The organism is Paractinoplanes abujensis, assembly GCF_014204895.1.
Classification (GTDB): domain Bacteria; phylum Actinomycetota; class Actinomycetes; order Mycobacteriales; family Micromonosporaceae; genus Actinoplanes; species Actinoplanes abujensis.
Window position 1 is genome coordinate 4,803,135 of the sequence record NZ_JACHMF010000001.1, and the last position, 12,556, is coordinate 4,815,690.

At 70.4% G+C, this 12,556-nt stretch carries 9 protein-coding genes and 1 pseudogene; 4 read left to right on the forward strand and 6 right to left on the reverse strand.

Annotated features, from left to right (window positions below):
- Positions 1-108: 108 nt before the first annotated feature.
- The 5 genes and pseudogenes from uvrC to rsgA all read right to left on the reverse strand — a co-directional run bounded on the left by uvrC (position 109) and on the right by rsgA (position 9,409).
- Positions 109-2,451 (reverse strand): excinuclease ABC subunit UvrC, encoded by a 2,343-nt coding sequence (gene uvrC, locus BKA14_RS21660; RefSeq protein ID WP_239092789.1) that lies wholly within the window; start codon positions 2,449-2,451, stop codon positions 109-111.
- A 108-nt stretch (positions 2,452-2,559) separates the two neighbouring features.
- The gene (locus BKA14_RS21665) at positions 2,560-3,096 is read right to left on the reverse strand and encodes a Rieske (2Fe-2S) protein (RefSeq protein ID WP_184952722.1); all 537 of its coding nucleotides are present in this window, start codon (positions 3,094-3,096) and stop codon (positions 2,560-2,562) included.
- 358 nt (positions 3,097-3,454) lie between these two features.
- Positions 3,455-6,406, reverse strand: a pseudogene (gene uvrA / locus BKA14_RS21670) (excinuclease ABC subunit UvrA); the annotation flags it as partial.
- Between the two features lie 146 nt (positions 6,407-6,552).
- Positions 6,553-8,346 (reverse strand): DUF6311 domain-containing protein, encoded by a 1,794-nt coding sequence (locus tag BKA14_RS21675; RefSeq protein WP_184952723.1) that lies wholly within the window; start codon positions 8,344-8,346, stop codon positions 6,553-6,555.
- 25 nt (positions 8,347-8,371) lie between these two features.
- Entirely contained in the window at positions 8,372-9,409 is a 1,038-nt protein-coding gene (gene rsgA / locus BKA14_RS21680; RefSeq protein WP_184952724.1) for a ribosome small subunit-dependent GTPase A, read from the reverse strand.
- Positions 9,410-9,776: 367 nt separating this feature from the next.
- On the opposite strand from rsgA, the gene BKA14_RS21685 reads away from it, so the two are divergent.
- The 4 genes from BKA14_RS21685 to BKA14_RS21700 are packed head-to-tail and all read left to right on the forward strand — an operon-like array spanning position 9,777 to position 11,820.
- A complete protein-coding gene (locus BKA14_RS21685) occupies positions 9,777-10,478 on the forward strand; it encodes a maleylpyruvate isomerase family mycothiol-dependent enzyme (RefSeq protein WP_184952725.1) in 702 nt (233 codons plus the stop codon).
- A 2-nt stretch (positions 10,479-10,480) separates the two neighbouring features.
- Entirely contained in the window at positions 10,481-11,128 is a 648-nt protein-coding gene (locus tag BKA14_RS21690) for an MBL fold metallo-hydrolase (protein WP_184952726.1), read from the forward strand.
- 60 nt (positions 11,129-11,188) lie between these two features.
- Positions 11,189-11,398, forward strand: coding sequence for a type II toxin-antitoxin system VapB family antitoxin (locus tag BKA14_RS21695; protein WP_184952727.1), 210 nt, complete (start codon positions 11,189-11,191; stop codon positions 11,396-11,398).
- The gene (locus tag BKA14_RS21700) at positions 11,395-11,820 is read left to right on the forward strand and encodes a PIN domain nuclease (protein WP_184952728.1); all 426 of its coding nucleotides are present in this window, start codon (positions 11,395-11,397) and stop codon (positions 11,818-11,820) included. The genes BKA14_RS21695 and BKA14_RS21700 overlap by 4 nt, the downstream gene beginning before the upstream one ends.
- Positions 11,821-11,838: 18 nt before the next feature.
- On the opposite strand, the gene BKA14_RS21705 is transcribed toward BKA14_RS21700, so the two are convergent.
- Positions 11,839-12,555, reverse strand: a complete 717-nt coding sequence (locus BKA14_RS21705) for an aspartate/glutamate racemase family protein (RefSeq protein WP_184952729.1) — start codon at positions 12,553-12,555, stop codon at positions 11,839-11,841.
- Position 12,556 lies beyond the last annotated feature (1 nt).

The window sequence follows — 12,556 nt, forward strand, 5'->3', positions numbered from 1 at the left end:
CTGGCTCGTCGCCTCGGCGCGCCACTCTCGGCTCGTCGCCCCGCGACCGCTCCCGGCTCGTAGCCCCCGAGGCGCGGCCCTCGTAAGTGGTGGACCGCGCCCCTCCGATCAGCGGTGCGCGTCGGTGCCAGGGCGTGGCCCTTGCGAACGATTGGCTCCGGCCTTGGTGCGGCCGGCCCCGCCGACGGGAATGCTCATCGCCTCGGCCGTCCCGCTCGTGGCAGCCTCACCACCCGGCGAACTTCCAGCTGTGCCGTCGTCGCCCGACGAACTCCCCGCTGTGCCGTCGTCGCCCGACGAACTCCCCGCTGTGCCGTCCTCGCCCACCGGACTTCCCGCTATGCCGTCGCCGACCGCCGGACTTCCCGCAATGCCGGCGCCGACCGCCGAGCCCTCCGAATCGGGCTCGTCTCCCCCGGTGGTCGGCTTCGCCGCGTCGGGGTTGAGGGCTGCCAGCAACGCTTCGGCTGTGCGGCGACCGATGCCCGGCACTTCGGTGATCTCTTCGGGGGTGGCCGCGGACAGGCGCTTGAGGGAGCCGAAATGCCGCAGCAGTGCCTTGCGGCGGGTTTCGCCGAGGCCGGGCACGTTGTCCAGCGCCGACGCCGTCATGCGCTTGGAGCGCCGCTGCCGGTGGAAGGTGATCGCGAAGCGGTGGGCTTCGTCGCGGACGCGCTGCAGCAGGTAGAGGGCCTCGGAGGTGCGGGGCAGGATGACCGGGAAGTCGTCGCCGGGCAGCCACACCTCTTCGAGCCGCTTGGCCAGGCCGCACAACGCCACGTCGGTGATGCCCAGGTCGGAGAGCACCGCGGCGACCGCGTTGACCTGTGGCTGGCCGCCGTCGACGACCACCAGCTGCGGCGGGTAGGCGAAGCGCCGCGGCCGTCCGGTCAGCGGGTCGATGCCGGGCAGGTCGTTGGTGGCGATCTCGTCGGCCGCCTGGGCAGGCGCGGGGGGCGCGGTCTCGGCCCAGGTAGCGGCGTCCGATCCGTCGGGGGCGTCCTCGGATTCGGGGCGGTCGCGGGGGGCGTCGGCGCCGGGCTGGGCGCGGAAGCGCGCGAACCGCCGCCGCATCACTTCACTCATCGCTGAGAGGTCGTCCGTGCCGCTGCCGTCGGGGTTGCCGCGCACGGCGAAGCGGCGGTATTCGCTTTTGCGGGCCAGGCCGTCCTCGAAGACGACCATCGAGGCGACCACGTCGGTGCCTTGGATCTGCGACACGTCGAAACATTCGATGCGCAGCGGCGCCGTGTCGAGCCCGAGCGCCTCGGCGATCTCGTCGAGGGCTTTGCTCCGGGTGGTCAGGTCGCCTGCGCGGCGCAGCTTGTGCCGCTGCAGGGATTCGCCGGCGTTGCGGGCCACCGTCTCCATCAGGGCCCGTTTGTCGCCGCGCTGAGGCACGCGCAGCGACACCCGGCTCGTGCCGCGGCGTGCGGAGAGCCAGTCGGCCAGGGCCGGGGCGTCGTCGGGCAGGGCGGGCACGAGCAGCTCACGCGGCACGTCGCCTTCGCCTTCGGACTCGCCGTACATCTGGGTGCAGAAGTGGTGGACCAGGTCGCCGGTGGTGAGGTCTTCCACCTTTTCCACGACCCAGCCCCGCTGGCCGCGCACGCGCCCGTCCCGTACGTGGAAGACCTGCACGGCCGCCTCGAGCGGGTCCTCGGCGAAGGCGACCACGTCGGCGTCGGTGCCGTCGCCGAGCACGACCGTCTGCTTCTCCATGGCGCGGCGCAGGGCGGCGATGTCGTCGCGCAGGCGGGCCGCCCGCTCGAATTCGAGTTCCTCGGAGGCGGCCATCATGTCGCGTTCGAGCCGCTTGACGAACGTGTCGGTCTTGCCGCCCATGAAGTCGCAGAAGTCGTCGACGATCTCGCGGTGTTGCTCGGCGGTGACCGAACCGACGCACGGGGCCGAGCATTTGCCGATGTAGCCCAGCAAGCAGGGGCGGCCGATCTGACCGGAGCGTTTGAAGACCCCGGCCGAGCACGTGCGGGCCGGGAAGACGCGCAGCAGCAGGTCGAGCGTCTCGCGGATGGCCCAGGCGTGGGAGTAGGGCCCGAAGTAGCGGACGCCTTTGCGTTTCGCCCCGCGCATCACCTGCAACCGGGGGAACTCCTCGTTCAGCGTGACCGCGAGGAACGGGTACGACTTGTCGTCCCGATACTTCACGTTGAAGCGCGGGTCGAACTCTTTGATCCAGGAGAACTCGAGCTGCAGCGCCTCGACCTCGGTGCCGACCGTCACCCAGTCCACACTGGCCGCCGTGGTGACCATCTGCTGCGTGCGCGCGTGCAGCGACCACGTGTCGGCGAAGTAGGAATTCAGCCTGTTCCGCAGGTTTTTCGCCTTGCCGACGTAGATCACGCGGCCGGTCTGATCGCGGAAACGGTAGACGCCCGGGGCCTCCGGAATGGTGCCGGTGGCCGGGCGATAGCTAGAGGGGTCTGGCACAGGCTCAACAGTAGTGCGGGGGACTGACATGATTACCCGACCGGAGGTCCGTCGCCGCCGCCACGGTGTCGGACCTCCGGCCTGGTCGCCTCATGAAGCCCGAACGGATCAGGCAGCGACGATGTTGTCGCCGTCCACCTTGACCTTCGTCTCGGGCAGGGCCTTGCTGGCCGGGCCGGAGGTCGGCTCGCCGGTCTCGATCGAGAACTTGCTGTTGTGGCAGGGGCACGAGATCTGCCCGCCGTCGATCTTGTTGACGTCGCAGCCGGCGTGGGTGCAGACCTTGCTGAACGCCTTGAACTGGCCCGCGGTGGGCTGGGTGATCACGTAGTCGCCCTGGATCACGCCGCCGCCCTCGGGCACGTCGCCCACGGCCGCCAGCGTCGCCCCGCCGGAGCCGCCGTTGCTGCCCGAGCCGCCGTCGTTGCTGCCGCCGGGGGCCGCCGCGCTGCCGGCCGGGCCGGGCTCGTTGGTGAATTCGCTGCCGTTGCTGTTGGTCGACGAGCTCGTGCCGCACGCGGCGAGGACAGCGGTGGCGCCGGCCGCGCCCGCGCCGAGCAGGACCACACGGCGCGTCGAGGACGTCTGCCGACCGGGTTCCTCGGCGGAGGTCTCGGTGTCGGTCTTGGTCTGCACGTCTGTCATCGTGTGTCCTCCAGTGCCTGGTCCGCGTCAATGGTCACGCGGCGTCGCCTCTACATACGCTCTTGCGGTCCACCGGGTTCAGGCGCACCGTGAAATTATCCGCCGTTGCCGCGGCGGTCCATCCGGGTTTGCGGGCTTTCGCCGGGCGCGGTCGCGCGGTTGACCCGTGCGGCGACGCCCGGTCGAGGCTATGTCCTCGACCGGGCGTCGTAGCTATGAGTCACCTGTGATGTTGCTGAAGACACGCCCTGCCCGCGGCTGCGGGTGACTAGGACGTGGCCTTGGCCCGCGTGCGGGCGGCCCGCGGCTTGGCCACCGCAGCCCCGTTGACCGCCGACTTCGCCGCCGGGGTGCTCTTGCGGGCCGGGACGCTCCGGCCCGCCGCCGAACCGTTCGCGGCCTTGCCCGCGGTCCCGTTCGCCTTGGCGGCCCGGCCGATCGCGGCGGCCGACCCCCCGCCCTCGCCTTCGAGCCCGAGCATGTGGCGCAGGAACTGACCGGTGTGGCTCTCGGGCACCTCGGCCAGCTCCTCCGGGGTGCCGGTGGCCAGCACCAGGCCGCCCTTGCTGCCGCCCTCGGGACCCATGTCGATCAGCCAGTCGGCGTTCTTGATCACGTCGAGGTTGTGCTCGATCGTGATCACCGTGTTGCCCTTGTCGACCAGGCCGTTGAGCACCAGCAGCAGCTTGCGGATGTCCTCGAAGTGCAGGCCGGTGGTCGGCTCGTCGAGCACGTAGACCGTCTTGCCGGTCGACCGCTTCTGCAGCTCGGACGCCAGCTTGACGCGCTGCGCCTCACCACCGGAGAGCGTGGGCGCGGGCTGACCGAGCCGCACGTAGCCCAGGCCCACGTCGACCAGGGTCTTGAGGTGCCGGTGGATCGACGAGATCGGCTCGAAGAAGCCCGCGGCCTCCTCGATCGGCATCTCCAGCACCTCGGAGATCGTCTTGCCCTTGTAGTGCACCTCGAGCGTCTCGCGGTTGTACCGCGCGCCCTTGCACACCTCACACGGGACGTAGACGTCGGGCAGGAAGTTCATCTCGATCTTGATCGTGCCGTCGCCGGAGCAGTTCTCGCAGCGGCCGCCCTTGACGTTGAACGAGAACCGGCCGGGGCCGTAGCCGCGCACCTTGGCCTCGGCCGTCTCCGCGAACAGCTTGCGGATGTTGTCGAAGACCCCCGTGTACGTCGCGGGGTTGGACCGCGGGGTGCGGCCGATCGGTGACTGGTCGACGCCGACGACCTTGTCCACTTCCTCCAGGCCGGTGATCCGGGTGTGCCGGCCCGGCACCATGCGGGCGCCGTTGATCTGGTTGGCCAGCACGGTGTAGAGGATGTCGTTGACCAGTGTGGACTTGCCGGAGCCGCTGACCCCGGTGACGGCGATGAACTGGCCCAGCGGGAACGGGACGGTCAGCCCGCGCAGGTTGTGCTCGCGGGCGCCCTGCACTACCAGCTCGCGGCCCGGAATCTGCGGGCGGCGCCCGGCCGGGATGGGGATCGACTTGCGGCCCGACAGGTAGGCCCCCGTGGGCGAGTTCTTGTTCTTCAGCAGACCCGCCACCGAGCCGCTGTGCACGATGTGGCCGCCGTGCTCACCGGCACCGGGGCCGATGTCGACGATCCAGTCGGCCGTGCGGATCGTGTCCTCGTCGTGCTCGACCACGATCAGCGTGTTGCCCAGGTTCTTCAGCCGGACGAGGGTCTCGATGAGCCGGTGGTTGTCGCGCTGGTGCAGGCCGATCGACGGCTCGTCGAGCACGTAGAGCACGCCGACCAGGCCGGAACCGATCTGGGTGGCGAGCCGGATGCGCTGCGCCTCGCCGCCCGAAAGGGTGCCGGCGCCGCGGTCGAGCGACAGGTAGTCCAGACCGACGTCGACCAGGAACTGCAGCCGGGCGTTGATCTCCTTGAGGACCCGCTCGGCGATCATTTTCTGCCGGTCGTCGAGCTCGATGCCGGCCAGCATCTCGGCGCACTCGCCGATCGACAGGTTGCAGACCTCGGCGATGCTCTTGCCGTCGATCGTCACGGCCAGCACCTCGGGCTTGAGCCGGGAGCCGCGGCAGACCGGGCAGGGCACGTCGCGCATGTACCCCTCGTACTTGTCGCGCGACCAGTCGCTCTCGGTGTCGTTGTGCCGCCGCTCGATCCACTGCACCACGCCCTCGAAGCCGGTGTAGTAGGAGCGCTCGCGACCGTACTTGTTGCGGTAGCGCACGTGCACCTGGTCTTCGGAGCCGTGCAGGATCGTCTTCTGCGCGCGGGCCGGAAGCTGACGCCACGGCGTGTCGACGCTGAACTTCTCGGCCTTGGCCAGCGCCTCCAGCAGCCGCAGGAAATACTCCTGGGTCTGGCCGCCCGACCACGGCTGGATCGCGCCCCCGCGGATGCTGCGCTCCTCGTCGGGGATGAGCAGCTCGGGGTCGACCTCTTTCTTGGTGCCGAGGCCGGAGCACTCGGGGCAGGCGCCGTAGGGCGCGTTGAACGAGAACACCCGGGGCTCAAGGTCCTCGATGGCCAGCGGGTGGTCGTTGGGGCAGGCCAGGTGCTCGCTGAAGCGGCGCTCGCGCTGCGGGTCGTCCTCCGGCAGGTCGACGAACTCGAGCAGCACGATGCCGCCGGCCAGGCCGAGCGCCGACTCGATGGAGTCGGTGAGGCGCTGCTTGCTGCTCGCCTTGACGCTGAGCCGGTCGACCACCACCTCGATGGTGTGCTTCTCCTGCTTCTTCAGCTTCGGCGGCTCGGTCAGCGGGTGCACCACACCGTCGACCCGGGCCCGCGCGTAACCCTTGGCCTGCAGCTCGGCGAAGAGGTCGACGTACTCCCCCTTGCGGCCGCGGATGACCGGGGCGAGCACCATGAAACGGGTGCCCTCCTCCATGGCCAGCACCCGGTCGACGATCTGCTGCGGCGTCTGCTTGCTGATCCGCTCGCCGCAGACCGGGCAGTGCGGAATGCCCGTGCGCGCGAAGAGCAGGCGCAGATAGTCGTAGACCTCGGTGATCGTGCCGACCGTCGAGCGCGGGTTGCGCGAGGTCGACTTCTGATCGATCGACACCGCCGGGGACAGGCCCTCGATGAAGTCGACGTCGGGCTTGTCCATCTGCCCGAGGAACTGCCTCGCGTACGACGAGAGGGACTCGACGTAGCGCCGCTGCCCCTCGGCGAAGATCGTGTCGAACGCGAGGCTGGACTTGCCGGACCCGGACAGACCGGTGAACACGATCATCGCGTCGCGGGGCAGGTCAAGGTTGACGTCACGCAGGTTGTGCTCGCGCGCGCCTCTAATAGTCAAACGGTCGGCCACAGCCAGCCTCTCCGTACAGGTGTTTGAGTCAGAAGAGCCGCGGCCACTCTAGCCATGGGGTACGACAAGTTTTGCCGCCGCGGGCGCCAAGAGGGTGTAGCGCCTGGCCTATCGCGCACATTCCCGCAGTTCGGGCGAGGCCAAACTCACTCGGAAGGAGGAACCGGAAGAGAGCGTACGTCCCAGACCTGGACGCCGCCGATCAGCTGCGGACGGCCCAGGGCGGCGGTCAGCGTGTCGACCTGCGGGCCCTCGTTGCGGCCCCCCGGCACCATGATCACCACGGCGGCCCGCCAGAAGATCAGATCCTCGGTGATGCGGGCCTTGTCGCTCGCGGTCAGCTGTGGGCGCTCCCCGTACTCGCGGACGCGCCACAGCAGGTCGGAGGTGAACCGGCGGGGGGCGTTCCACGAGCCGGTGTGGTCGCTGGGCGGGTTGACCGGGCCCATGAAGTAGCCGCGCGGCGTCCGGTACTCCAGGTGGTTGAGCGTGGCCCAGCGCATGCCCGTGCGCCCGGTGGTGACCTCGGGCAGCGGGACGGTGACCAGGGTGCGGTCGTCGGACACGTACTGCCGCCAGGTGCCCTGGGTCAGGAACGGCGGCAGCGGGTCGCCCGGCACGACCGGCAACGGCTTGGGGAACAGCGGGACCAGCGCCAGCACCAGGCCGACCTGCCACAGCCGCTGCCCGCGCGGGCTGAACTCGCGCCGCCGGTCGGTGGCCAGCGCGAGCAGCACACCGGCGATCGTGGCGGGCACCATCGCGAACCGCGTCACGCTGACCAGGTCGATGATCGGCACGTGGCTGATCAGGCCGAACGGCAGCGGGATGCCGGTGCGCGAGCCGAACACGACCAGCTCCGGGCCCATCGACATGACCAGCAGGACCAGCGCGGAGACGGCGGCGGCCCGGGCCGCCACCGAACGCCACAGCACGACCACCGAGGCGACGATCATCACGAAGCCGATCGGGCCGAAGAACATGTTGTCCTCGGTCGCGCTGACGCTCATCCGCCGGGTCAGCTCGGCGTTGCCGGCCAGCGACTGCCGGGCGAACCCGACGATCGAGGCCAGATCGGTCGCATACATGTCGGGGGCGAACGGCTGGCCGTGGTAGTTGCCCTTGGCGAAGAACTGATACCACAGCGGGTAGGCCAGCAGGGTCACCGCGACAGTGGCCGCGACGCCGAGGCCGGCGGCCATGTGCCGCGCCGCACCGCGGGCCCGGGCCGGGGCCAGCACCGCGTACGCGATCACGAAAACGCCCAGGGCCAGCGCGGTGAAGAGCAGGCTCTCCTCGTTGATGAAGACCTGCAGCACGATCAGCAGACCCAGGATCAGCCCGCCGCGCAGGGCCCGGCCCGGCTCGCGCAAGCGCAGCGCCTGCCAGACGATGAACGGCAGCACCCACTGGCTGACGAAATTCACGTGGCCGTTGGCGTGGGAGATCATCGTGGGCGCGAACCCGCACCACAGGCCGCCGATCCACGCGGCGAGCCGGCTGCGCACCAGATGCCGGGAGAGCACCCAGTACCAGGCGGTGGCCGTGCCGGCCAGCCCCAGCGTGATCAGCAGCGCCACCGTGAAACCGGGCCCGAACCAGTGCGTGACCGGGGCCAGCGGCAGGCTCAGCACCAGCACCGACGTGTTGGCCATCATGTTCACGCCGTCCGGCACGTTCAGCCGGTCGCTGAAGAACGGGTTGTCGCCGTGGAAGATCACCCGCTCGCCGTGGGCCAGCATGAACAGGAACACGTTGTGGTCGTCGTCGTTGCTGGCCAGCACCCGCCCGTTGGGGTCGCGCCAGATCTGAAAGGTGACCAGGGCGGAGAGCACCGCGTAGCTCAGCAGGGCCCACAGATCGGCCCGCGCACGCCGGGGCGCCGGCGGCTCGGACCGGGAATCGGCCCTGTCTTCGACGACTTCCTCCACCGCACGCACCGGAGCATTGTGACAGAGGGGTCTGTCAGGAACGCCTGCGGCGGTGACCGGCCGCACCCGCCAGCCGGGCCGACTGACGTGCCGATTCGACCTCGATCTCCTGCCGGAGCTTGCGCCAGCCGGCCAGCCGCCGCGGCGCCAGCGACCCGTCGGCCACGGCCGGCAAGACCGCGCACCCCGGTTCGGCGTCGTGCCGGCAGTCGTCGAACCGGCACCGCGCGGCCAGACCGGTGATGTCGGCGAAGGCCCGGCTCAGCCCCTCGGCGGTGTCGAGCAGACCCACCCCGCGGATGCCCGGCGTGTCGAGCACGGCGCCGCCCTCGGGCAGCAGCACCAGATTCCGGTACGCCGTGGTGTGCCGGCCCTTGCCGTCGACGTCACGGATCTGCTGCACCGGCATGACCGGCGTGCCGGCCAGCGCGTTGACTAGCGTCGACTTGCCCGCCCCGGAGCGCCCCAGCAGGGCCAGCGTGCGACCCTTCCCGGCGTACGGGGAGATCTGCTCGAGGTTCTGCCGTTGCCGCACGCTCACCGTGAGCACCGGCACGCCGGGCGCGATCTCCTCGATCTGGCGGCGGATCGCGTCGGGGTCGGCGGAGGTGTCGGCCTTGGTCAGCACTATCAGCGGTTTCGCGCCGGACTCCCAGGCCAGGGCGAGCAGCCGCTCGATGCGGGCGTCGTCGGGTTCGGGGTGGATCGGCTCGACGACGGCCACGGTGTCCATGTTCGCGGCGAGCACCTGGCCGGTGCTGTCCTTGTCGGAAGTGCGCCGGATCAGACACGTACGCCGGGGCAGCAGCGCCTCGGCGGTCACGCGGCGGTCGGGCCAGTGCCGCAGCACCACCCAGTCGCCCGCGCAGGGCAGTGAGGCGGGGTCGCGGGCCGCGCCGAGCAGCACATTGCCGCCGAGGCTGGCCCGGGTGACACCGTTCGCGTCGAGCACGGTGCAGACACCGCGGTCGGCGCGCAGCACCCGGCCCGGAGAGGCGTCGGAACGGTCGAAGGGGTGATATGCGGATGCAAGGGACTCGTCCCAGCCCAGCTGGGACAGCTCGTGTGCCATGGTGACCCGTTTCGGGATCGGGGAAGCGGCCGGACCAGCGTGGTCAGGCGGCGGCCTCCGGGTGAAGGGACGCAAAGACGAACAGCACGCTCCCCACCTCCTCCGCGGGATCTGATCGGCGCGTCAGCACCGACGGTACGGACGCGCCTACGCGAGCGAAAGCGATTTCCGACCCACTAGGGTTTCCGGCATGACCGAGTTTCAGTCGTCATGCCGTCCCGGCCCTCGCTTCGCTCGGTGCAGTCCGTCATGACCGAGCCTCAGTCGTCATGCCGTCCCGGCCCTCGCTTCGCTCGGTGCAGTCCGTCATGACCGAGCCTCAGTCGTCATGCCGTCCCGGCCCTCGCTTCGCTCGGTGCAGTCCGTCATGACCATGGATCCGCTTGTCATGTTGACCGACGTCGACCGGGCGACCGAAGACCTTCTGCGTACGGCGGCCGATCTCGACCCGGCCGCGGTGGGCACGCCGTCGCTGCTGCCCGGCTGGACGGTCGGGCACGTGCTGACCCACGTGGCCCGCAACGCCGACGCGCTCACCAACCTGCTGACCTGGGCCCGTACGGGTGTCGAAACCCTGCCGTACGCGTCCCCGCAGGCACGCGACGCGGGCATCGAGGAGGGCGCCCGCCGTCCCCTGCGCGACCAGCTCGAAGACATCCGGGCCGCACACGAGCGGTTCGCCGACGCCGGGGCGGCCATGCCCGCCGAGGCCTGGGCGTTTCCGCTGCCGTGGCTGGGGCAGTCAGCCGCCGCGGTGCCGTGGACCAGGCTGCGCGAAGTGACAGTGCACCACGCCGACCTCGGCGCGGCCTACACCCCGGCCGACTGGACCGACGCGTTCGCGCTGCGCCTGCTGCGCGAGGTGACCGCCGGCGCCGGTGACGACTGGCCCGTCATGCATCTGCGGCCGTACGGCATCGATCACGTGCTGGCGATCGGCGACGGGCCGGCTCCGGTGGTGGGCGGCCCGACCAAGTCGATCGCGGCCTGGCTGATCGGGCGCGGCGACGGCGCCGACCTGACCGTCTCGCCCGACGGCGAACTCCCGAAACCGAAGAGGTGGAAGTAACCATGACTTACACCGGTGAAGTGACCCGGGGCGGCGCGCCCGACGTGCGCGACCTGGCCGGCCTGACCGTCACCAAGGTGTCGGTGGGCCCGATGGACAACAACGCCTACCTGCTGCGCAGCGGCGACGACCAGCTGCTGATCGACGCCGCCGACGACGCCGGCACCCTGGTCGCCCTGGCCGGCGCGGCCGGTCTGCGCACGATCGTGACCACCCACCGCCACGCCGACCACTGGCAGGCGCTCACGGACGTGGTCGCGGCGACCGGCGCCGAGTCGCTGGCCCACATCGACGACGCCGCCGAGATCCCCCTGGTCAACCGCACCCTGCGCGACGGCGAGCACCTCACCGTGGGCGACGCCACGCTCGAGGTCATTCAGCTGGTCGGCCACACCCCCGGCTCGATCGCCCTGCTCTATCAGGAGCCGGCCGGCCCGGCCCACCTGTGGACCGGAGACAGCCTCTTCCCGGGCGGCGTCGGCAACACCCGCAAGAACGCCGCGAACTTCGCGTCCCTGATCAACGACGTCGAACACAAAATCTTCGACCGCTTCGGCGACGACACGTGGTTCTACCCCGGCCACGGCAAGGACTCCACCCTCGGCGCCGAACGCCCCCACCTGCCCGAATGGCGCGCCCGCGGCTGGTAGCAGGCGGTTATATACTCGTCGCCAAGTCTGTATATAAGGATCGCCGCAGGAGGAAATCTCATGGCGAAAGTGCTTATCGATGTCGACGACGACGCACTCGCTGAAGCGGCGGCACTGCTCGGCACCAAGACGAAGAAAGACACCGTCAACACCGCTCTTCGGGAGACCGCAAATCAGCTGCGCCGGGCCAAGGCGCTGACGCGACTGGCCGAGATCGGGGAGACCGGCGCGTTCGACGAGTTGCTGAACAAGGACTCCTACCGGGCATGAACCTCGCCCGTTTCCTCGTCGACACGAGTGCCGTTGTGCGGCTGCTCCGCGAACGGGAGGTCCGAGCCCGTTGGCAGCCGCAGATCACGGCGGGCCTGATGGGCATCTGCCCGATCACCGAGCTGGAACTGCTGCACAGCGCTCGTTCCAAGGCTGACCGTGAGGAATGGCTGGAGCTGCTGAACGCGACCTTCGCGTGGGTGGTCATGCCCGACCAGGTATTCAGCCGGGCGGCCGAGGTTCAGGCCGCGATGACAGCCCGCGGCACCCATCGGTCCGCCGGCACCGCCGATCTGATCCTCGCTGCGACGGCGGAGCTGCACGGTTTGACACTGCTCCATTACGACCGCGACTTCGATGAGGTCGCCAAGGCGACCGTCCAGCCCGCGACGTGGCTCGCTCCGCCGGGCTCGATCCCGTAGCCCGGCGGAGCGACACCCTCAGGTTCGCTCGAACGGTTGCAGCAGGCCCGAATAGCGTTTCGCGGGCGGGGGCGCGTACTCGCCCCGCGTCGACGTGCGCAGTTCGAGAGTGATCAGCGACTGCACCAGGACCGTGGCCGCGGCGACCCCGTCGATCACCGGCACCCCCAGCTCGGCGCTCATCGCCGAGGCGAAGTCGGCCATGCCCGCGCAGCCGAGCACGATCACGTCCGACTCGTCCCGCTCGAGGGCGTGCCGGGCCAGCGCGACGACCTCCTTGCGAGCGGCCGGGTCCGACTCGAGGTCCAGGACCGGGATATCGCAGGCGTGCACCCCGCGACAGGCTCCCGCGGCCACGTAACGCCCGGCCAGGTCGTGCGCGCGCCCCTTCGTACGGGAAAGGGTGGTCACGACGCTGAAACCGCGGCCCACCATCGTCGCCGCGTGCATGGCGGCCTCGGCGAGGCCGACCACCGGACCGGCCGCCACCTCGCGGGCGGCGTCCAGGCCGGGGTCGCCGAAGCAGGCCAGCACGTACCCGTCGGCGTCGTGCAGGGCGGCCAGGATGCCCGGCACCGCGAGGGCCTCGTCGTAGTGACTCTCGATCGAGGCCGGGCCCATCGCCGACGTGACCGCCTCCACGACGGTGCCCGGACCGGCCACGGCCCGGGCGCTCGCCGCGATCAGCGCGGTCATCGACTCCGTGGTGTTGGGGTTGATGACACGGATCCGCATC

Excerpts from the sequence above, each read along its gene's own strand:
- BKA14_RS21665 (WP_184952722.1), bottom strand. The coding sequence starts at position 3,096 with ATGACAGACGTGCAGACCAAGACCGACACCGAGACCTCCGCCGAGGAA.
- rsgA (WP_184952724.1), bottom strand. The coding sequence starts at position 9,409 with ATGGCACACGAGCTGTCCCAGCTGGGCTGGGACGAGTCCCTTGCATCC.
- BKA14_RS21705 (WP_184952729.1), bottom strand. The coding sequence starts at position 12,555 with ATGCGGATCCGTGTCATCAACCCCAACACCACGGAGTCGATGACCGCG.
- BKA14_RS21690 (WP_184952726.1), top strand. The coding sequence starts at position 10,481 with ATGACTTACACCGGTGAAGTGACCCGGGGCGGCGCGCCCGACGTGCGC.
- BKA14_RS21685 (WP_184952725.1), top strand. The coding sequence starts at position 9,777 with ATGACCATGGATCCGCTTGTCATGTTGACCGACGTCGACCGGGCGACC.
- BKA14_RS21700 (WP_184952728.1), top strand. The coding sequence starts at position 11,395 with ATGAACCTCGCCCGTTTCCTCGTCGACACGAGTGCCGTTGTGCGGCTG.
- BKA14_RS21695 (WP_184952727.1), top strand. The coding sequence starts at position 11,189 with ATGGCGAAAGTGCTTATCGATGTCGACGACGACGCACTCGCTGAAGCG.